17 protein-coding genes and 1 tRNA gene are annotated in these 18,838 nt (G+C 67.6%); 3 read left to right on the top strand and 15 right to left on the bottom strand.

Translation table 11 applies throughout. The features are described from left to right. Positions 1-411 precede the first annotated feature (411 nt). From BUB57_RS04690 to BUB57_RS04630, 13 genes are all read right to left on the bottom strand, one after another. Positions 412-1,581 (bottom strand): acetate/propionate family kinase, encoded by a 1,170-nt coding sequence (locus BUB57_RS04690; RefSeq protein WP_073062931.1) that lies wholly within the window; start codon positions 1,579-1,581, stop codon positions 412-414. Beyond that, on the bottom strand, positions 1,578-2,963 hold the full coding sequence (locus BUB57_RS04685) for a bifunctional enoyl-CoA hydratase/phosphate acetyltransferase (protein WP_073062928.1): 1,386 nt from the start codon (positions 2,961-2,963) through the stop codon (positions 1,578-1,580). The genes BUB57_RS04690 and BUB57_RS04685 overlap by 4 nt, the downstream gene beginning before the upstream one ends. A 248-nt stretch (positions 2,964-3,211) precedes the next feature. Continuing rightward, on the bottom strand, positions 3,212-3,667 hold the full coding sequence (locus BUB57_RS04680) for a MaoC family dehydratase (protein WP_073062925.1): 456 nt from the start codon (positions 3,665-3,667) through the stop codon (positions 3,212-3,214). Between the two features lie 14 nt (positions 3,668-3,681). Continuing rightward, positions 3,682-5,025 carry an MFS transporter gene (locus tag BUB57_RS04675; RefSeq protein ID WP_159435555.1) on the bottom strand — a complete coding sequence of 448 codons (1,344 nt, stop codon included), beginning with the start codon at positions 5,023-5,025 and terminating at the stop codon, positions 3,682-3,684. 66 nt (positions 5,026-5,091) lie between these two features. Beyond that, positions 5,092-6,135, bottom strand: a complete 1,044-nt coding sequence (locus BUB57_RS04670) for a TRAP transporter substrate-binding protein (RefSeq protein WP_159435554.1) — start codon at positions 6,133-6,135, stop codon at positions 5,092-5,094. A gap of 35 nt (positions 6,136-6,170) precedes the next feature. Beyond that, positions 6,171-7,454 carry a TRAP transporter large permease gene (locus BUB57_RS04665; RefSeq protein WP_073062919.1) on the bottom strand — a complete coding sequence of 428 codons (1,284 nt, stop codon included), beginning with the start codon at positions 7,452-7,454 and terminating at the stop codon, positions 6,171-6,173. Beyond that, a complete protein-coding gene (locus BUB57_RS04660) occupies positions 7,451-8,035 on the bottom strand; it encodes a TRAP transporter small permease (RefSeq protein WP_084731958.1) in 585 nt (194 codons plus the stop codon). Before BUB57_RS04660 ends, BUB57_RS04665 begins: the two co-directional genes overlap by 4 nt. A 27-nt stretch (positions 8,036-8,062) precedes the next feature. Continuing rightward, positions 8,063-8,941 (bottom strand): HpcH/HpaI aldolase/citrate lyase family protein, encoded by an 879-nt coding sequence (locus BUB57_RS04655; RefSeq protein WP_073062888.1) that lies wholly within the window; start codon positions 8,939-8,941, stop codon positions 8,063-8,065. Then, the gene (locus tag BUB57_RS04650; protein WP_073062885.1) at positions 8,941-9,396 is read right to left on the bottom strand and encodes a MaoC family dehydratase; all 456 of its coding nucleotides are present in this window, start codon (positions 9,394-9,396) and stop codon (positions 8,941-8,943) included. Before BUB57_RS04650 ends, BUB57_RS04655 begins: the two co-directional genes overlap by 1 nt. A 15-nt stretch (positions 9,397-9,411) precedes the next feature. Next, positions 9,412-10,572: a CaiB/BaiF CoA transferase family protein gene (locus BUB57_RS04645; RefSeq protein ID WP_073062882.1), complete on the bottom strand. Its 1,161-nt coding sequence runs from the start codon at positions 10,570-10,572 to the stop codon at positions 9,412-9,414. Next, on the bottom strand, positions 10,565-11,863 hold the full coding sequence (locus tag BUB57_RS04640; RefSeq protein WP_073062878.1) for an acetyl-CoA hydrolase/transferase family protein: 1,299 nt from the start codon (positions 11,861-11,863) through the stop codon (positions 10,565-10,567). The genes BUB57_RS04645 and BUB57_RS04640 overlap by 8 nt, the downstream gene beginning before the upstream one ends. 32 nt (positions 11,864-11,895) lie before the next feature. Continuing rightward, complete coding sequence (locus BUB57_RS04635; RefSeq protein WP_073062873.1) at positions 11,896-13,062, bottom strand: acyl-CoA dehydrogenase family protein; 1,167 nt, start codon at positions 13,060-13,062, stop codon at positions 11,896-11,898. Between the two features lie 13 nt (positions 13,063-13,075). Then, positions 13,076-14,293, bottom strand: a complete 1,218-nt coding sequence (locus tag BUB57_RS04630; protein ID WP_073063651.1) for a CaiB/BaiF CoA transferase family protein — start codon at positions 14,291-14,293, stop codon at positions 13,076-13,078. A gap of 195 nt (positions 14,294-14,488) precedes the next feature. On the opposite strand from BUB57_RS04630, the gene BUB57_RS04625 reads away from it, so the two are divergent. The 3 genes from BUB57_RS04625 (at position 14,489) to BUB57_RS16720 (ending at position 16,440) form a co-directional block, all read left to right on the top strand. Next, entirely contained in the window at positions 14,489-15,241 is a 753-nt protein-coding gene (locus tag BUB57_RS04625; protein ID WP_159435553.1) for an IclR family transcriptional regulator, read from the top strand. An 801-nt stretch (positions 15,242-16,042) separates the two neighbouring features. After that, positions 16,043-16,288, top strand: coding sequence for a hypothetical protein (locus BUB57_RS04620; RefSeq protein WP_073062866.1), 246 nt, complete (start codon positions 16,043-16,045; stop codon positions 16,286-16,288). Then, a complete protein-coding gene (locus tag BUB57_RS16720; protein ID WP_159435552.1) occupies positions 16,285-16,440 on the top strand; it encodes a hypothetical protein in 156 nt (51 codons plus the stop codon). The genes BUB57_RS04620 and BUB57_RS16720 overlap by 4 nt, the downstream gene beginning before the upstream one ends. Before the next feature lie 453 nt (positions 16,441-16,893). Here BUB57_RS16720 and BUB57_RS04615 read toward each other — a convergent pair. After that, positions 16,894-16,969 (bottom strand) — tRNA-Thr (locus BUB57_RS04615). 45 nt (positions 16,970-17,014) lie between these two features. After that, positions 17,015-18,829 carry a heme biosynthesis protein HemY gene (locus BUB57_RS04610; protein ID WP_073062863.1) on the bottom strand — a complete coding sequence of 605 codons (1,815 nt, stop codon included), beginning with the start codon at positions 18,827-18,829 and terminating at the stop codon, positions 17,015-17,017. Between the last annotated feature and the right edge of the window lie 9 nt (positions 18,830-18,838).

Genomic DNA, 18,838 nt, shown 5'->3' with positions numbered 1-18,838 from the left:
CGTTCGCGTGGGCAGGGGCTGGTCCGGACACCAACCCGCCGGTGCCATTTTCGCCGCGCAGGCTCGTCTTTGGTGCGGAAATATCCCGGGCTTCCGAGCGCCCGGAATAGAAGGCGGATCAGAAAACAGCCCCTGAGGCGGTTTTTCCCGCCGGATGGTCAGTGAACTGTTTTCAGCGAGGGATGCCACGGCAGTGCCGGGGCTGGTGCCAACGCTGGAACGCGCAGAAGCGTTTCGCAGGGGCTGGTCCAGACACCAACCGCCGAGGCCGTTTTCCGCCGCGCAGGCTTCTCTTTGGTGTGAAAATATCCCGGGCTTCCGAGCGCCCGGAAAACAGTCCGGTGGACTGTTTTCAGCGAGGAAGGCCACGGTACTGGCCGGGGGCCGGCCCCCGCTCCGGCAGTGCCGTTCTCAGGCGCCGATCATTTTCCGCGCCGCGCGGGCGATCACCAGTTCCTCATCGGTCGGGATCACCATGATGGTGGTGCGCGAGAAGGCGGTCGAGATCACCGGGGCGTTGTCCTGGTTGCGGCTGTGGTCGAGCTCGATCCCCATCCACTCGGTCCGCTCGCAGACCCGGGCGCGGATCAGGCGGGAGTTTTCCCCGATGCCGCCGCAGAACACCAGCGCATCGACCCCGCCCATGGCGGCCGCCATCCCGCCCAGCTCGCGCTGCAGGCGGAACACGTAGTAGTCGATGGCCTCGCGCGCGTGGGGGTGGTCCGAGGCCTCCAGCTCGCGCATGTCGTTGGAAATCCCCGACAGCCCCAGCATGCCCGATTGCGTATAGAGCAGATCGGCGATCTCGTCGGGCGACAGGCCCTCCTGCTGCATCAGATACAGCACCGCGCCCGGGTCCAGCTGCCCGCAGCGGGTGCCCATCGGCAGCCCGTCCAGCGCCGAAAACCCCATGGTCGAGGCGACCGAGCGCCCGTGCTGCACCGCGCACATCGAGGCGCCATTGCCCAGATGCGCGATCACCACCCGCCCCGCCGCCAGCGTCGGCGCAATGCGGGCGAGCTCTCCCGACACATATTCGTAGCTGAGCCCGTGGAACCCGTAGCGCCGCACGCCCCGGTCGTAGAAGCGCCGGGGCAGGGCGAAGGTGTCGTTCACGAAGGGCTGGTTGCGGTGGAAGGCGGTGTCGAAACAGGCGATCTGCGGCACGCCCGGATAAGCCTCCATCGCGGCGCGCACCCCGTCGAGATTGTGGGGCTGGTGCAGCGGCGCAAAGGGGGACAGCGCGCGCAACTCCTCCAGCATCGCCGCGTCCAGCATGACGGGGCGGTCGTGGAAGATGCCGCCATGCACGATCCGGTGGCCGATGGCGATGGCGCGGGCCTCGGGGAACGCGCCGCGCAGGCTGCCCAGCACCCGCGCCACCGCGTCGTCGTGATCGCAAAGCGGCCCCGGCGCCACCGGCAGCGCCGCCCCGTCCGCGTCCTTCATCGTCAGCGTCGCGGCGGGGCCGATCCGGTCCACCTGCCCGCGGGCCAGCAGCGTATCGGTCTGCGCCTCATAGAGGGCGAATTTCAGCGAGGACGACCCGGCGTTCAGGGTCAGGATCACCGGGGTGGTCATGGTTTCGCCCCGCTCAGCCGCGCATGATGCAGCGCCGCCACCGCGCAGGAGGCCAGCCGCGACATGGCACTGTCCGAGCGCGAGTTCAGGATCACCGGCACGCGCGCGCCCAGCACCAGCCCGGCGCTTTCCGCGTGGCTGATGTAGGACAGCTGCTTGGCCAGCATGTTGCCCGCGTCGATCCCGGGCGCGACCAGGATGTTGGCGCGGCCCGCCACCTCGCAGCGCAGCCCCTTGGTGCGGGCCGCGGCCAGGTCGACGGCGTTGTCCATCGCCAGCGGCCCCTCGACCAGCCCGCCGGTGATCTGGCCGCGATCCGCCATCTTGGACAGCAGCGCCGCATCGACCGAGGACTGGATGTCGGGATTGACCGTCTCGACTGCCGACAGCACCCCCACCAGCGGCTGCTGCGAGCCCAGAGAGATCGCAAGGTCGATGGCATTCTGCACGATATCGACCTTGGTACGCAGGTCGGGGGCGATGTTGATCGCGGCGTCGGTGACCATGATCGGATGCGCCATCCCCGGCACGTCCATCACGAACACGTGGGTCAGCCGCCGGTTGCCCACCCGCAGCCCGGTCTGCCGGTCCACCATCGGGCGCAGCAGCTGGTCGGTGTGCAGATGCCCCTTCATCACCGCGTCGGCGCGGCCCTCGTGGACCAGCGCGCAGGCGCGGGCGGCAGCTTTCAGGTGGTCGGGCTCGTCGATGATCTCGATGCCCGCCAGCGAACCCTCGCCCGCCGCCGCGGCGATCAGCGCCTTGTCGCCGATCAGGATCGGGGTGATCAGCCCCTCGCGCCAGGCCAGCAGCGCGCCCGACAGCGAGCGGTCGTCCTCGGGCGCGACCACGGCGGTGCGCATGGGCGGCAGCGGGCGCGCGCGCTCCAGCAGCGCCTCGAAATGGCGGTGGCGCTGGACGATCAGCCCGGGGATCTCGATGTCGTCGCGGGCAAAGCGCACACGGGGGGCGCTGACCAGCGCCTCGCCCGACAGGATCAGCGCGCCATCGGCCGGGCGCGTTACCCTGATCGCCATGGTGACGCTGCCGTCGTCGTGTTTCGCAGCCACGGTCAGGCGGCTTTCCAGCTCGTCCCCTTCGCGGGCATGTTGGTGGAATTGCAGCGATTGCGTGCGATAGAGCGTCCCCGGCCCTGGCAGCAGCGTGCCCAGCACCGCCGAAACCAGCGAGGCCACGAACATCGCCGGCGCCAGCCCGTCCGGCACCCCGTCGCCGTCGCCATCCTCGCCCGGCAGGTGCATCGGGTTGTAGTTCCCCGAGGCCGCCGCGAACACGTAAAGGTCGTCGGCAGTGATCAGCCGCCGCAGACAGGCGGTTTCCCCCGGCTGCAGCTCATCGAAGATGCGGTTCGTCAGATGCATGTCGGTTCCCGTCGCATGGTCGGGGAAGGTTATGGTCCGCCAGACGGCCGTGGGGCAAGGGTTCCGTCACGGCCCGATCGCCGCAGGGGCGAGTTGCGGCAAGGCGGCGGTTCCGTCAGAGCGTTCCGCCGATCATCCGCCGATCATCCGCCGATCATCCGCCATCGCCGGCCTCGACTAGCCGGCACCATGCGCATCACCGCAAGTGAGCCTTGCGAAGTCTGCAAATGCGCTGTGCCCGGACGTGGCTATGCGCGCCCGGCCATCAGCCGCAGCGGCGTATAGGTGATTGCGACTTCGCCTCTTTGGTTGATCACCCGGTTGCGGGTGCGCACCAGTCCGCGGTTGTTCTTGCTGGCCGGGCGGATCTCGGTGATCTCGATTTCGACGTGGATGGTGTCGCCCTGAAGGACCGGCCGCTCGACATTCATTTCCATGTGCAGAAACGCAAGCCCGGTGCCCTGGGCGGTGGCGTTCAGCGTTAGCCCCTCGGCCAGCGCGAGGACCAGCGCGGCAGGGGCGGGGCGGCCCTCGATCGCGGCATGCGCGGCACGGTATTCCGCGTCGAGAAACAGAGATTCGAGCATTCCGGCCGACGACACGAAATTCACGATATCGGTTTCGGTGATCGTGCGGCCAAAGGTGCGGAAGCAGTCGCCGACGGCAAGCTCGTCCCAGTGGAAGCCTTCTCCGAGAAGTTTCATGTGGCAGTTTCCTTTTATAACGGGTGTGACGGCGCGGGCAGCGGTCCGGGATTGCGCAGGCGCGACGAATACCAGAACGGCGACACCGCGCCGATCACGCTGGCGGCGGCGAACAGGAATGCGGCGCGGTAATCGCCGGTCAGGTCATGCAGGAACCCGGTGATCCACGCCCCCAGCGCCGAGCCGAACGACATGGTCATGAAGATCGCCCCGAAGATTGTCCCGACCTGTCCGCGGGCAAAGATGCGGGTCGAGAGCGTCGAAACCACCGGACCTCGCGCCCCTTGGCTGACCCCGAAGCCAAGGACATAGACCAGCACCAGCACCCGCGCCGGCACAAAGGAAAACCCCAGCAGCGCGATGATCCCGATCAGCGTGGCGGCAAAGGACAGCGTGACCGTGAAACGGAACCCGCGCTGCGCGGCAAGCCAGCCCGACCCCAGCACGCCGATGACCGACAGCATCCCCGACGCGCCAAAGGCAAAGGCGGCCTCCAGCGGCGGATAGCCCTGATCGACCAGAAAGCTGACCGTCTGCACCACGACGCTGTAGGTCGAGCAGGCGGTGAAGAAGAAGCACTGGACCAGCAGCCAGAATTCGCGCGTGCGGATGGCCAGGCCGATGGTCCAGCCCGGGTCGGTTTCGCCGGTGATGTCCGTGATGTCGGGGGCGTCGCCGGGGACGGCACTGGCGGCGGCGGGGTCGGGCCCGGGGGCCTGTCGCCCCCGGGTCGCCGCCAGCCCCGGCCGGCCCCGGGCGATCCGGCCCCAGGGCAGCGCCATGAGGAACGGCAGCAATGCCACCAGCGCCACCGCCAGCGTGCGATAGGCGCCACGCCAGCCTCCAGCGTCGATCAGTCCCTGCGTCAGCGGAACGATGACCAGGATGCCAGAGCCAAGCCCCGCATAGGCAAAGGCCACGGCAAGGCTGAGCTTGCGGTCGAACCAGCGCCCGATCAGCGCCGCGGCGGGGACGATGCCCAGGCAGGCCGCGGCAATCCCGCCGAAGATGCCGTGAAAGACATAGATCTGCCATAATGCGCCTGCGGTCGAGGCCGCGCCCATGCCGCCGGCCAGAACGACCAGCCCGATCCCGTAGGTCCAGCGCGGTCCCCAGCGATCAAGCAGCATTCCCGCCAGCGGCGAGGTGATGCCGGCGACCAGCAGATAGGCCGAATAGACCCCGGTCAGGGTCGAGCGGCTCCAGCCGAATTCCGCCTCAAGCGGCAGGATGAACACCAGGAAACTGTCGATCACGCCCCGAACGACGAAATTGAACAGGAACCCGGTGGCGACGACGATACCCGCCATCATCGCGACCGGGGCGGTCGGGGTGACATCCTGGCGGGGGGCTTGCATCAACGGGATTCTGTCCATCGCAGGGGCGAGGCCTAGCCGGCGCCATGCCGGACAGGCCGGGTCGCATTATTCGGCGGCAGGGGTCTGCCCGGCCAGCGCCTCGCGGAAGGCGGTCAGGATTTCGGTCCCGGCCAGCCCGCGCGCATCCAGATCCGCTGCCCAACGTTCGCCGATACCGGCAAGATCGGCCTCGATCTTTTCCTTGTCGGCGTCGGGCAGCGAAACAAAGGTCACGCCGGCATCGGCCATTTCCTGCTTGTCCTTGAGGTCGAGTTCCTCGGCCACGGCGCAGGCCGAGCGGATGATATCCTCTGCGGCGTCCGTCATCGCCTGCTGCGCCTTGGGCGAAAGCTGCTGCCAACGGCTTTCGCTGATGACATAGCTGGCCACGAAGGACCCGAAGTTCATGTCCTGCGTTCCCCACTGCAACTCCGGCGCCAGCCCATAGGGCAGGGCGCTGGAATGGGGGAAGAGCACGCCGTCGATGGTGCCGCGCGACAGCGCGTCGCGAGTCTCGGGCGCGGGGATCGACACCGGGGTCGCCCCCAGCAACTCGACGGCGATTTCCTTGGTCCCGCCCGTGGCGCGCAGCTTGCGGCCGCGGAAACTGTCCGCGCCGGTGATTTCCTTGCGCGCCATCATGATCTGATAGGGCGGCAGCACCATGACCAGCAGCATCCGGACGCCCTGCGGCGCCAGTTCGGCCTGATCCAGCACACCGCCGGGATGTGCGATGCTCCAGAATGCGTTGGTGCCTTCGCAGGACTTGGTGAAGGCCTCGGGCAGTTCGCCCACCGCCGACAGCGGCAGCGTGTCGGCCAGATAGGACACACCCGCATAGCCGATGTCCACCACCCCGGTCTGGGCAAGCGACATCAGGTCCTTGGATTTCCCCATCTGTTCGGCGGGATAATAGTCAAAGGTGATCTCGCCGTCCGTCAGTTCGGTCACCTTGTCCATCCAGGCCTTGGTCATGTTTTCCGCGATGTAATGACCAACGGGAAAACTGTCGGCGACGCGCAGCGTTTCGGCGGCGGCAGGTCCGCTGCCCAGTGCCGCGAGCGCGCATAGCGCTGCGGCAGCAAGCGGGGTGTTCAGGGGGTATGTCATGTCTCTTCTCCCAATGTTGGTCTTGATCACGGTCGTTACATCGTTGAGGGCAGCCATAGGATCAGCGCGGGGAATGCCAGCATCAGGCCGATGACGATCAGATGCGCCCAGACGTGGGGCATGACGCCGCGGAACAGTTCGCCCAGCGGTCGTCTTGTGTATCGGGCAACGACAAAGACGTTCATGCCCATGGGTGGAGTGACCATCCCGACCTCGGCCGTCACCACGACGATGACGCCGAACCAGACCGGGTCATAGCCAAGCTGGATGACGATGGGCAGCATCACCGGCACGGTCAGGATCAGGATTGCGACCTGATCCATGAAGAAGCCGAGGATGATATAGCCGATCAGGATGATGATCATGATCATCGTCGGCGACATGTCGAGCCCGCCGACCCACATGCTCAGGTCGTTGGTCACCCGCGACAGGGTCAGGAAATAGCCGAAGACATGCGCGCCCAGGATGATGAACAGGATCATGCAGCTGGTCTGCGCGGTCGAGCGCAGCGCGTGCCACAACCCGGCCAGCGTCAGCTTGCGTTCCCACATCGCGATCGCCATAGCGACAAAGGCGCCCATGCCCGCGGCCTCGGTCGGGGTCGCCATGCCGGAATAGATCGAGCCGCTGACCGCGATCAGCAGAATCAGCATCGGCCCGACATGCGCCAGCGAGGCGATCTTTTCGCGCATCGTATAGGCGCGGCCGGCCGGCGCCGATCCCGGCTCGATCCGCACCAGCAGCGCGACCGTCAGGATGATCGCAAGGGTGACGATGATGCCGGGAATGACCCCTCCGATCAGCAGGTCGCCGATCGAGACATCGGCGATGATCCCGTAAAGGATCAGTGCGATCGAGGGCGGAATCAGCATCGCCAGCGTCCCCGAGATCGCGACCACCCCGCCGGCCAGCTTGGGGTCGTAGCCCTCGCGCAGCATGGCGGGCATCGAGGTCGAGGCCAGCGTCGCCGCCGCCGCCGTCGACGACCCCGAGATCGCGCCGAAACCGGCCCCGGCCAGCGCCGTGGCCATTGCCAGCCCCCCGCGCAGCCGCCCGACCCAGATGCTTGCCGAACGGAACAGATCGTTCGCCACGCCCGAGATGATGACGAATTCGGCCATCAGGATGAACATCGGAATGGTGATGATTTCATAGCTGTTGGCGGTGGACAGCGGCGAGGTGCGCAGGATCCCGGTCAGGAACTGCATCCCGCCCAGCATATACAGGCCGGTCGCCCCGGATACCGCCATCGCCAGCGCGACGGGCAGCCCCACGATCAGAAAGAAGGCCAGAACAGCAAGAACGATCGCGACGGTCATACGCCATGCTCCGATTCGCTTGAGGTGGTGAGGGGCGGCGGCGGCATGTCGGCCAGCTCGCGACCGGTGACGGCCGAGGCGGCGTGGCTCAGCGCGCGCAACCCGCAGCGCAGCGTGACGAGCACGGCGCCGATCACGACCATGAAATAGGACGGCCAAGTCGGCCAGGGCACGGTGGCGCTGATCAGGTTGCTGGCGTTCCACGCGCCCGTGGTGCGGATCCACGCCTGCCATGCGATCATTGCCAGAAGCGCCGTCCCCAGCGCATAGCCGACCGCCAGCGAGCCGTGAAGAAAGCGTCGCGGCAGCGCATTGGCGAAAATGTCGATGGCGATATGGCCGTGATGATGCAGCGTGTCCGAAAGCGCAAAGAAGAACACGCAGACCATCAGATAGCTGCCGATAAGATCGTAGCTCCAGCCGAGCGGCCGGCTGACCGCATATCGCATCGTCACGTCCAGGACGACGACGACCATGATGATCGCCAGCGATACCCCGGCAAGAAACACCAGCGCGGTTTCAGCTCGGGCGAGGACCGCCGAAAGCCCGGTCTCGTGCTTTGCTGTCATGGAACTTGACATGATCCAGGGCCTCCCGTCCCTTTGTCATCACTGGGGCAACCCCCGGCCCTGGCGGCCGGATGCCGCGAGGATCTTGCGCGCCGCCCGCTCATGCGGCTTGTCGATCATCCGCCCGTCGATGGTCACGACGCCGGCCTGCGGATCGTCGCGGAACGCATCGACCACGCGCTGCGCCCAGTCCGCTTCGGCCTCGGTCGGGGTGAAGGCGCGGTTGACGATCTCGACATGGCTGGGATGGATCACGGCCTTGGCGCCAAAGCCGTCGCGGCGCGCGGCGCGGGCCTCGGCCTCCACGTGATCCAGATCCTTGATGCGGGTGCTCACCGTGTCGATGGCGACAATTCCGGCCGCCGCGGCCCCCATCAGGCACAGGTTGCGCGCCAGCAGGAACGGTTCCGTAAAGGCGCCCTCGATGCTGTTCGTCGTCGCACCCAGCGAGGCCGCCAGATCCTCGCCCCCCCACATGATGCCCCACAGGCGCGGGCTGGCCCCCCTGTAGCCCCCAAGGCCAAAGATCGCATCGGCGGTTTCCGTGGCCACCCCGACGATCTGGGTCGACCCGGACTCGCTGCCCGTGGCGGCTTCGAACGCGTCCAGATAATTCGCAAGCTGCGCGACATCGGCCGCGCCGGCGCATTTCGGCAGGACGATGCCGTCGGGGCGCAGCGGCATCACCGCCGCCAGATCGCCCAGCGTGCGCCCACTGTCCAGCGCGTTGACCCGCACGAACAGCGCCTGGGTATTGCGATCGGCGCCAAGCATGTCGCGCGTGATCCCGCGGGCCGCGTCCTTCTGGCCGGCGGCGACGGAATCTTCCAGATCGAGGATCAGCGCGTCGGCCGCGCCCTCGCGGGCGCGCTGGAACTTGCGCGCGCTGTCACCGGGAACGAACAGGAAGGACCGCATCACCCCTCGCCCCGCTTGCGCATCATCGCGGCGCGGCGGCAGACGGCCACCAGCTCGTCGCGCTGGTTGAAGCAGCTGTGCTCCAGCTCGACGATGCCCACATCCGGGCGGGACTTGCTTTCACGCACCGAGACCACGCGGGTTTCGGCACGCAGCGTGTCGCCATGGAACACCGGCTTGGGAAAGCGCACGTCGCTCATCCCCAGATTGCCGACAGTGGTGCCCAGCGTCGTGTCCTGCACCGACATGCCGATCATGATCGCCAGCGTCATCAGTGAGTTGAACAGCGGCTGCCCCCATTCGGTGCCGGCCGCGAAATGCGCATCGACATGCAGCGGCTGCGGGTTCATCGTCATGAGGCTGAACATGGTGTTGTCCGCCTCGTTCACGGTGCGGGTCAGCGGATGGCGGAAATGCCGATCCACGGTGAATTCCTCGAAATACAGACCTGCCATCAACCTCTCCTGTCTTTACTGCCGCGCGCCGAGAGCGCCGTTTTCGATCAATGTTCCGATCCGGTCAGGGTCGATGCCCCAATCCCGCAGGATCGTGGCGCCATCCGTGCCGGGATCGTCTTCGGGTGCGGCGGGCAGCGGCACCTGCGTCCGCCCGAAGCGGGGCGCGGGGGCGGGCTGCATGATGCCGTCGATCCGGACATGGGTGCGGCGGGCCGCGTTATGCGGGTGGTCCGGGGCCTCGGCCAGGCTCAGCACGGGGGCGACGCAGGCGTCCTGCCTGTCGAACACGGCGCACCATTCGTCACGGCTGCGCTGTGCCAGGCGGGCGGCGATCAGGCGCCGCGCCTCGGGCCACATGGCCCTGTCGTCCATGTCCGGGAAATCTGCCGGATCGAAGCCGAGCCCGCGCAGGAAGATTTCCCGGAACTTGCGCTCGATCGGCGCCACCGACAGGAACTTGCCATCGGCGCAGGCATAGACGTCGTAATAGGGCGCGCCCCCGTCAAGGATGTTGGTGCCGCGCGGCCCGTCATGCAGCCCGGCCGCGCGCAGCCCCGTCATCGCGGTCGCCAGCAGCGCCACGCCGTCCACCATGGCCGCATCCACCACCTGCCCCTGCCCGCTGCGCTGCGCATCCAGCAGCGCGGCCAGCAGCCCCGCTACCAGCATCAGGCTGCCGCCCGCGTAATCGGCCACAAGGTTCAGCGGCGGCACCGGCGGTTGCCCTTCGCGGCCGATCATGTCCAGCACCCCGGTCAGGGCCAGATAATTGAGATCATGCCCCGCCGCATGGGCCAGCAGCCCGTCCTGCCCCCAGCCGGTCAGCCGGCCATAGACCAGCCGCGGGTTCCGGGCCCGGCAGGCATCTGGGCCCAGCCCCAGCCGCTCCATCACGCCGGGGCGAAAGCCCTCGACCAGCCCGTCGGCCGCCGCGATCAGCTCAAGCGCGCAGGCCACCCCCTCGGGGTGCTTGAGGTCCAGCGTCACCGTCCGCCGACCCCGCGCCACCAGATCGAAGCGCGGCGCCCGGGCGATGCCGTTGCCCGAAGGGGTCGGGCGGTCGATGCGGATCACCTCGGCCCCCATATCGGCAAGGATCATGGCGGCAAAGGGGGCCGGGCCGATGCCGACCATCTCGACGATGCGGATGCCGCGCAGCGGACCTTCAGACATGGCGGTGCCTTTCCTGATCGTGCCAGCAGCGGGACAGCTCCTCGCGGAAATCGGGCGCGGAAATCGCGATCATGCGGCGGGCGCGTTCTTCCAGCGGCTGGCCCGCCAGCTCCGCCACGCCCCATTCCGTCACCACCGTATCGGCGTCGGTCCGCGCAACGGTGACGCACGAAACCTGCCGCACGATGCGCCCGACCGCGCCGCCCTTCGCCGTCGATGGCAGCGCGACGATGGCCCGCCCCCCGGCCGACGCCTGCGCGCCGCGGGTGACATCCACCTGCCCGCCGGTGCCGCCCACGCGGCGGCGGCCGGCGAATTCGGCGTTGATCTGGCCGGTCAGGTCGACCTCGATCGCCGAGTTGATCGCGGTGAACCGCGACAGCCGGGCGATATTGCCCGTGGCATGGGTATAGGCAGTTGGCCGGATCTCGACCGAGCGGTCCTGCCGGACATGGTCCAGCAGCGCCGACCCCCCGATGATCACGCCCGCGACGGAACGGCCGGCGTCGATTTCCTTGGCGGCATTGGTCAGCGCGCCCGCCCGGATCAACGCGCCCGCACCGTCGCCAAGCACGCCGGAATGCAGCCCCAGGTCGCGGTGATGGCGCAGCGCCTCGGCAATGCGGTCGGGCAGGCGGCCGATGCCCAGTTGCAGGACGGCGCGGTCGGGCACGATGCCGGCGACATGGGCGGCAATCCTGTGGTCGTCCGGGGTCGCCTCGACCGCGCGGGGCGCAAGGGGTGCGCCCTCGGCCGCGACCGCCACATGCACCGGCAGGTCGTCGGGCCAGCGCGTGCCGGGCGTATGCGGCGTCTGCGGGTTGATCTCGGCGATGACCACGCGGGCGCGGCGGGCGGCGTCGATCATGTGCAGATCGCCCATGCCGATATGGTGCCGGCCGTCCGCGTCCGGCGGCGAAAGCTGGACGAACACCACGTCGCAGGGCAGCCGCCCGTCGGCGATCCGCGCGATGAACTGCGAATAATGCAGCGGCAGCACCGTCAGCGCGGCTTCGGGCAGTTGCGCCGCCGTGCCCATCGCGCCGTAGCTTTCAAAGCGCAGCCCCTCGTCCCCGCCGCTGGCCGCGCCGTCCGCCCGGGGCAGTTCGCCCAGCGTGGTGCCGATGATGGCGGTCAGCCCCCGACGCTCGGTCGCCGCCTGCCCCAGCAGGCGCATCAGCGCCCCCGGCTCGCCAGAGCCCTGCCCGACCAGAATCCGGTCCCCGTCCCGCAGCCAGCGGGACAGCGAAACGGACGCGGTGGTGATCGGCTCTGGCAGTTGTCGGTGCATTGTGGCCCCCTCCCCAGGGCGCTGCGGCGGTGTCAGTAGGACTTGGGCAGCCCCAGGACACGTTCGGCCAGATAGGACAGGCAAAGCTGCGGGCTGATCGGCGCAATGCGGGGGATGAAGACCTCGCGCAGGTAGCGCTCGACGTGATATTCCTTGGCATAGCCAAAGCCGCCGTGGGCCATCACCGCGGTCTCGCAGGCGCTGAACCCGGCCTCGCCCGCCAGATACTTGGCCGCGTTGGCCGCCGCGCCGCAGGGCAGGCCCCGGTCGTATTGCGAGGCCGCCGCCAGCACCATCATCCACGCCGCCTCAAGTTCGGCCCAGCACTTGGCAAGCGGATGCTGGATGGCTTGGTTCTGCCCGATGGGCCGGTTGAACACGATGCGCTCTTTCGCGTATTTCGCCGCGCGCGAAACGGCGAGCATCCCCAGCCCCACGGCCTCGGCGGCGATCAGGACGCGCTCGGGATTCATCCCGTGCAGGATATACTCGAAGCCGCGGCCCTCCTCGCCGATCAGATCCTCGGCGGGGATTTCAAATTCATCGAAGAACAGTTCGTTGGAATCGACGGCCTTGCGGCCCATCTTTTCGATTTCGCGCACCCGGATCCGGTCCCGGTCAAAGCGGGTATAAAACAGGCTCAGCCCGCGCGTCGGCTTTTCGACCTCTTCCAGCGGGGTGGTGCGCGCCAAGAGCAGGATGCGGTCGGCCTCTTGCGCGGTCGAGATCCACACCTTCTGCCCGTTGACCACATATTTGTCGCCCTGGCGGATGGCGCGCAGCTTCAGCTGGGTGGTGTTCAGCCCAGTGTTGGGCTCGGTCACGGCAAAGCAGGCTTTTTCGCGGCCCTCGGCCATCGGCCGCAGCATCCGCGCCTTTTGCTCTTCGGTGCCGAAAACCGCCACCGGGTTCAGGCCGAAGATGTTGATATGCACCGAGGACGCACCCGTCATCCCCGCCCCGGATTCCGAAATCGTGCGCATGACCAGCGCCGCCTCGGTGATGCCCAGCCCGGCGCCGCCATGCGCCTCGGGGGTGCAGACGCCCAGCCAGCCTTCACGCGCCAGCGCGTCATAGAAATCATGGGGGAATTCGCCGTCGCGGTCGCGCGCCAGCCAGTAGTCGTCGTCGAAACGCGCGCAGATCGCCGCGACGGCATCGCGGATGGCTTCCTGTTCCTCGGTCAGCTCAAAGTTCATTCCGGTTTCCCCCTCAGATTTCAATGGCGGTGGACGGCGCCTGTTCGGCGGGTGCGGTGGCGGTCAGATCGGCGATCTCGTCTTCCGTGAACCCGGCCTCGCGCAGAATCTCGGCGCCCTGTTCCCCCTGACGGGGCGCCAGCCGCGATGGAACCGCAGGGGTGCGCGACCACTGCGCCGGAACGCCCATCTGGCGGATGCTGCCTTCGCTGGGATGTTCGACGGTCTGGAAAAAGCCGGTCGCGACCAGATGCGGATCGTTCAGGACACCTTGGAAATCATACATCGGCATCGCAGGCACATCGGCCTTTTCCAGCAGGTCCATCCATTCGGCGGTGGTGCGGGTCAGGAAGATCTCGGCCAGCTCGCCATAGACCTCGTTGATATGGGCCATCCGGGAAACGAAACTGCGATAGCGCGGATCGGCCTGGGGCATTTCGGGCCGCCCGATCGCGGCGAAAAAGCGCTGCCAGTGTCCGTCGTTGTAGATGAGCGCGCAGATATGCCCGTCCAGCGTCTGATAGGGGCGCCGGTCCGCGGACAGTTGCCGCGCATAGCCGCCGTTATCCAGTGGCGGCTGAAAGGTCAGCCCGCCCAGATGGTCGCCCAGCACGAAGGACACCATGGTTTCGAACATCGGCACGTCCACGCGCTGGCCGCACCCGCTTTTGTCGCGCTCGACGACCGAGGCGAGGATTGCGCTGGCTGCGACCAGCCCCACCACGCGGTCGGCCACCGCCGAGGGCACATAGCGCGGCTGCCCCTCGTTCACCCGCGAAAACAGATAGGGCAGTGTCGAGGCACCCTGGATCAGATCGTCATAGGCCGGCCGGTCGGCATAGGGACCGTCCTGCGAATAGCCGAACATTCCCGCATAGATGATCCGCGGATTGACCGCCGCGACATCTTCGTGGGACAGCCCCAGCCGGGCCATGGCCTTGGGCCGGACATTATAGACCAGCACATCCGCATCCCGGCACAGTCGCAAGAGCGCATCGCGACACTCGGGGCGTTTCAGGTTCAGGGTGATCGAGCGTTTGGACCGGTTGGCATTCAGAAACAGCGGCCCCATGCCGGAATTGCGCGCCGGTCCGATCTGACGGACCAGATCGCCGTCCGGCGATTCGACCTTGATCACATCGGCGCCGAAATCACCCAGCAACTGCGTGGAGTAGGGCCCCATCAGCACTGACGACATGTCGATGATGCGCAAACCCGCCAGGGGACCCATGACCATTTCCTCCGCACTTTTCCAATTAAGTCCATATATCGGGACTTTAAGTCCATGAACGCAGGATAGCCGCAAGGCAGGACGAGGTGTCAACCCGAAAATGCCTTGAAACCAAAAAATCCGGGATTTATGGTCCACGGACATGGACCTGAAGTTGGGGCGGAGCCGATCATGCTGGTGAAACAGGCTGCAAATGTGCTTGATCTGCTTGAGTATTTTGCGCGCGAACAGAAATCGGCCAATCTCGCCGAGCTTTCCACGCATTTCGGCTGGCCCAGATCCAGCACCTTCAACCTGATCCAGACGCTGGTGGACCGGGGTTTCCTGTATGAACCCCGACCGCGGGGCGGGTTTTACCCCACGGCGCGCTGGCTGGCGCTGGCGCAGGACGTGGCAAGCGCGGAACCGCTGCCGCAGGCGGCGCTGGCGCTGATCCGCGACCTTGCCGACAGCTCGGGGGAAACCACCTGGATTTCGGCCGCCAGCGGACAATCTGCCGTTGTGCTGGCGGTGTTTCAGTCCGCCCACGCCGTGCGCTATACCGCCGAGCCGGGCAAGCGCGTGCCGATCCACGGCACGGCGACCGGCCAGGCGATCATGAGCCAGATGACGGAACCCCAGAAAGCCGCGATCCTGCGCAAGGCAGTGTTCGAGGAGTTCGGCCCCGGAAGCCCCTTGAGCGTGGCCGAGGTCGAAAAAAGCATTGCCGATTCGCTGCAACGCGGATCTTTCCGCAGTGCCTCTGCTTTCAGCCGCGATCTGGGCGGGGTTTCGGTGCCGCTGGTGCTTGGCGGGCGTATCTTTTCGGCAACCGTCGCCGGGCCGCTGTTCCGCATCGAAAGCCTGATGGATGAAACCGCGGTCGAGATCCACCGCGCCGTCGCGCGGCATCTCGGCGAGGATTATTTCCGCAAACATGTCCCGAACCTGCATCGGCTGTGCGGCTAGCGGGGCGCCGCGGTGCAGTGATCGTCGCTGCTGTGCCGAAATCTTGGCATGGTTGAGCGGGCGGGCGACGGCAGATGCCGCCTGCTGCGCCTCGGCTTCCGCGAAAGCCGGGCGGGATGGCTGCGGGATGATCGGCGGGCTTGCCTTGGATTTCCGAATGGTAATATCGTGCTGAAATATCCCGTGCGCTTTTCAGATCATGGATGATTTCAGTTGGTTTATGCCCATAGCCTGAGCAACCGCCCGCCCCGTGAATGGGAACCGCCGGAAACGCATTCAACACAGGTCGCCCGGGCCGCGGCAGCGCGGGCGGAAGCCTTCGGTTGCGGGCCGCGGCGCCTGTGCTGAGGCTTTTGCACGATCTGGGCAAGGTCAAGCCGGGCTTTCAGGCCAAGCTTACCGGTGCCCGGAATGACGTGCCGCATTCCGGCGAGGGCGCGCTGGTCCTGCACCGGGCCGGGGCTTTGCCCGCAGCCTGGTGGGGGCGATTGCGGGGCACCACGGGCGTCTGCCCAATCTCGAGCGGTTGCAGAATCGTCTTGCCGCCACGGAACCTGTTACCTTGCCGGAATGGTGTTCCTTCCCGCAAGCGCTGGCCGAGATGCAGCCACTGGCCAGAGTTCTGCAGGATCGGGACCCGGTCCGCCTATCGACTGCAATTCCTGATCCGCATGCTCTACGGCTGCCTGACCGATGCGATGATTGGGAAACCGCAAGGTTCTACGACCGGGCTGAAGACAAGCCCGCCGATCCGCGGGCGCATGTGCTGGTGACACCCATCGGGCCGCATTCGACGCCTATATGGGGCGGCTTGCCGGCAGCGGCCCGGTAAACGAGCTGCGCCGGCGCGTGCTGGCACATGCCCGCCCCCAGGCCGCCCACCGGCCCGGGCTGTTCATGCTGACGGTGCCCACGGGCGGCGGCAAGACGCTGACTTCGCTCGGATTCGGCATCGATCATGCACTTTGCCACGGGCTGCGGCGGCTGATCCATGTCATCCCCTATACCTCGATCGTCGAGCAGACCGCCGATGTGTTCCGGCCTTGAACGCGTTGCTGGCCAAGGGCTCGGATAACTCTCTGCGCATCGGGGACGATAAGCTGGCCTTCTGGGTCAACGAGACGGTGGCCGAGGATGCGTTCCTTGCCGCTTTCGCCGATGCGGATAGCGAGGGCGAGAAAAGCTGCGCCAGCGCCTGATCGCCGTGGCCGGAGGCCGAGCGCGTCCTCGGCACCACCACCGTCGTCGCCACCTGGCAACACTGCCGCCGTCTCGCCGCCGCCGCCATTGCCGCGTGGTGGTGATCCTGACGGCCAGGGTCGGGAAGAGGCGGCCTTAGCTGTCAGGATTGGCGCGGCTGGGTCGGAACCTGAACACCAGCGGGCAAAATTTTCCGTCCGGAAGCTGGTGCGACGCAACAGGTATGGGCCAGCGGAACAGCTGCCATCTGGTCGATGATATTCGTAGGTTCTGCGCGGTATTCATTCTACAGGGAAGGGGCCGCCGAAACCGCTGGGGGTCACGGTTTTTCTCATACCCTCTCTGAAAGGTTCGCTCCGATATATGCCCGTGCATGCTTGAATGTGCACCAAGGGAGCTGCTGTCTATCTATCGGATAGTCATGGATATTTTCACCCCCATATCGGGGAAAATGGTGCCGCAGAAGGGACTCGAACCCCCGACCCCATCATTACGAATGACGTGCTCTACCAGCTGAGCTACTGCGGCCTGACCCGCGCGAGTTAGCACCTTCGCGCGGGCAGGGAAAGGGGGTCAGCGCGATTCCGCGGTTGCGGCGGCGGCCTGCTCGGGCGGTTCCACGTCGGGGCGCACCGGCGGGTCGCCTGCCGTGGGGGCGGGCGCTGTGGCCGGGGCTGCGGAGGATGCGGCGGCCGGGGCGGGGGGCTCCGTCCCGCTGACCGTTGGGCGGGCCCCAGTAATCGCGTCGATGCCGTCGCCGGGCGGGGTGATCGCGGCTGCCGCTTTCGGCGCGGCCGGGGCGGGCGCCTCGCGGTGGGTCAGCGTGACCGAGGGCGCATAGTCCGATTCGCGCGGGATGTAGCCGGGGCGGACCACCGGCACCTCGGCCGCCACCTTCTCGGGAGCCGGGGGCTGCGGGGGCGGCTCGGTCGCGGGGACGGGGCGCAGCGCCGGGGTTTCCGGGCGGGCGGTGTCCGCGGCTGGCGCGCTCGCCCCCGCCTCGGCCGGGCGGCCGATGATCAGCGGCAGCATCTCGACGCCGTTGCCGGCGGTGGCCATACGGCCGGCGACCGGCGGCTCGCGCCAGCTCAGCGTGTCGAAGCCGTGGCAGCTGTCGCAGACCGGCGACCATTCCGACATGATGTTGTGGCAGTTCTCGCAGACCCATTGCGGGCCGCGGCTGGCGTTCATCGCGCGCGCCAGCCACGCCCGCACCACGCTGTCGTCGGCGCCCGAGCCGCGTTCCACCGCCGCCATGATCGCGATCGAGCGCACGGTCGGGTGCGTCTCGGCCAGGTCGCCAAGGGCGCGGCGGGCGGCGGGGAAATCCTCGGCCGCCAGCGCCAGCTCGGCCTGCAGCAGCCGCGATTCCTCGTGGTCGGGGTTCTGGCGGATCAGCTCGCCGAAGCGGCGCAGCCGCTGGGCCGGGGTCTCGTCCGGCTCGATCTCGGCATAGGCGGCGGCGAGCGAGGGGTGGGGCTGCACCGCCCAGGTCTTTTGCAGCAGCCGCGCGGCGTTGCGCGGGTCCTTCTGCGCCAGGTAGCTGCGCGCGGCCAGCACCGCGGCCGGCACCAGGTCGGGCGAGGCGCGGTTGGCGCTGATCGCGGCCTCGCGCGCGCTGATCGAATTGCCCTGCGCCAGCACCTCGGACGCCTCTTGCAGCGCCAGCACCGCGTCGCGGCGGATCGCCACGTCCTTGGGCAAGAGCCCGTGGCGGCGCTTGTCCTTGAGCGTGGTGCGCGCGCCCTTCCAGTCATGGGCGCGGGTCTGCAGGTCCAGCAGCGCGTCCTGCATCCCGGTATGGGCGGGCTTCAGCGCGTAAGCCTTTTCGGCCAGCCGCAGCGCGGTGGCGGTGTCGCCCATCGCCAGCCGCTGCTGCATCAGCCCGCGGATGCCGACGAAGCGGGTGCGCTGGTCGGTCAGCATGGTGCGATAGACCTGCTCGGCATGTCTGGCGTCGCCCGCGGTCTCGGCCGCCTGCGCGGCCAGCAGGTTGGTCAGATGCGGCTGGTCCAGGTATTTCGCGGCCTTCTGGGCATGGGCCTGTGCCGCCCGCCCCTCGCCCGAGGCGACGGCCAGCATCCCCTCGGCCAGCGCCCGGTAGCCCTTGCGCTCGCGCGAGCGGTCGAAATAGCGGTCGATGGCGGTGCGGTCCCCGGCCAGGAAGCGCAGGAAGGCCCAGAGGATGCGCAGCGCCTGCACCGCCAGCCACGCCAGGAACAGCGCCAGGATCGCCGCCACCGCCGCCTGCATCGGGCCCAGCGTGTATTCCATCCCGTTGAACTGGATGATTAGCGGCGCGCCGTGTTCGGCCAGATAGACCGCCCCCAGTGCCGCCGCCAGAACGACGCCGAAGAAGAACGTGACCTTGAGAAGCGTGAGCAGCATCTTCGGAGG

It is taken from the genome of Paracoccus solventivorans (genome assembly GCF_900142875.1).
Classification (GTDB): Bacteria; Pseudomonadota; Alphaproteobacteria; order Rhodobacterales; family Rhodobacteraceae; genus Paracoccus; species Paracoccus solventivorans.
This window is presented reverse-complemented; position numbering and strand designations above follow the sequence as displayed.

What these genes read in the sequence shown, in the direction of transcription:
- BUB57_RS04690 (WP_073062931.1), bottom strand. Translation starts at nt 1,581, where the DNA reads ATGACCACCCCGGTGATCCTGACCCTGAACGCCGGGTCGTCCTCGCTG.
- BUB57_RS04685 (WP_073062928.1), bottom strand. Translation starts at nt 2,963, where the DNA reads ATGCATCTGACGAACCGCATCTTCGATGAGCTGCAGCCGGGGGAAACC.
- BUB57_RS04680 (WP_073062925.1), bottom strand. Translation starts at nt 3,667, where the DNA reads ATGAAACTTCTCGGAGAAGGCTTCCACTGGGACGAGCTTGCCGTCGGC.
- BUB57_RS04675 (WP_159435555.1), bottom strand. Translation starts at nt 5,025, where the DNA reads ATGCAAGCCCCCCGCCAGGATGTCACCCCGACCGCCCCGGTCGCGATG.
- BUB57_RS04670 (WP_159435554.1), bottom strand. Translation starts at nt 6,135, where the DNA reads ATGACATACCCCCTGAACACCCCGCTTGCTGCCGCAGCGCTATGCGCG.
- BUB57_RS04665 (WP_073062919.1), bottom strand. Translation starts at nt 7,454, where the DNA reads ATGACCGTCGCGATCGTTCTTGCTGTTCTGGCCTTCTTTCTGATCGTG.
- BUB57_RS04660 (WP_084731958.1), bottom strand. Translation starts at nt 8,035, where the DNA reads ATGTCAAGTTCCATGACAGCAAAGCACGAGACCGGGCTTTCGGCGGTC.
- BUB57_RS04655 (WP_073062888.1), bottom strand. Translation starts at nt 8,941, where the DNA reads ATGCGGTCCTTCCTGTTCGTTCCCGGTGACAGCGCGCGCAAGTTCCAG.
- BUB57_RS04650 (WP_073062885.1), bottom strand. Translation starts at nt 9,396, where the DNA reads ATGGCAGGTCTGTATTTCGAGGAATTCACCGTGGATCGGCATTTCCGC.
- BUB57_RS04645 (WP_073062882.1), bottom strand. Translation starts at nt 10,572, where the DNA reads ATGTCTGAAGGTCCGCTGCGCGGCATCCGCATCGTCGAGATGGTCGGC.
- BUB57_RS04640 (WP_073062878.1), bottom strand. Translation starts at nt 11,863, where the DNA reads ATGCACCGACAACTGCCAGAGCCGATCACCACCGCGTCCGTTTCGCTG.
- BUB57_RS04635 (WP_073062873.1), bottom strand. Translation starts at nt 13,062, where the DNA reads ATGAACTTTGAGCTGACCGAGGAACAGGAAGCCATCCGCGATGCCGTC.
- BUB57_RS04630 (WP_073063651.1), bottom strand. Translation starts at nt 14,293, where the DNA reads ATGGGTCCCCTGGCGGGTTTGCGCATCATCGACATGTCGTCAGTGCTG.
- BUB57_RS04620 (WP_073062866.1), top strand. Translation starts at nt 16,043, where the DNA reads ATGGGGCGGCTTGCCGGCAGCGGCCCGGTAAACGAGCTGCGCCGGCGC.
- BUB57_RS04610 (WP_073062863.1), bottom strand. Translation starts at nt 18,829, where the DNA reads ATGCTGCTCACGCTTCTCAAGGTCACGTTCTTCTTCGGCGTCGTTCTG.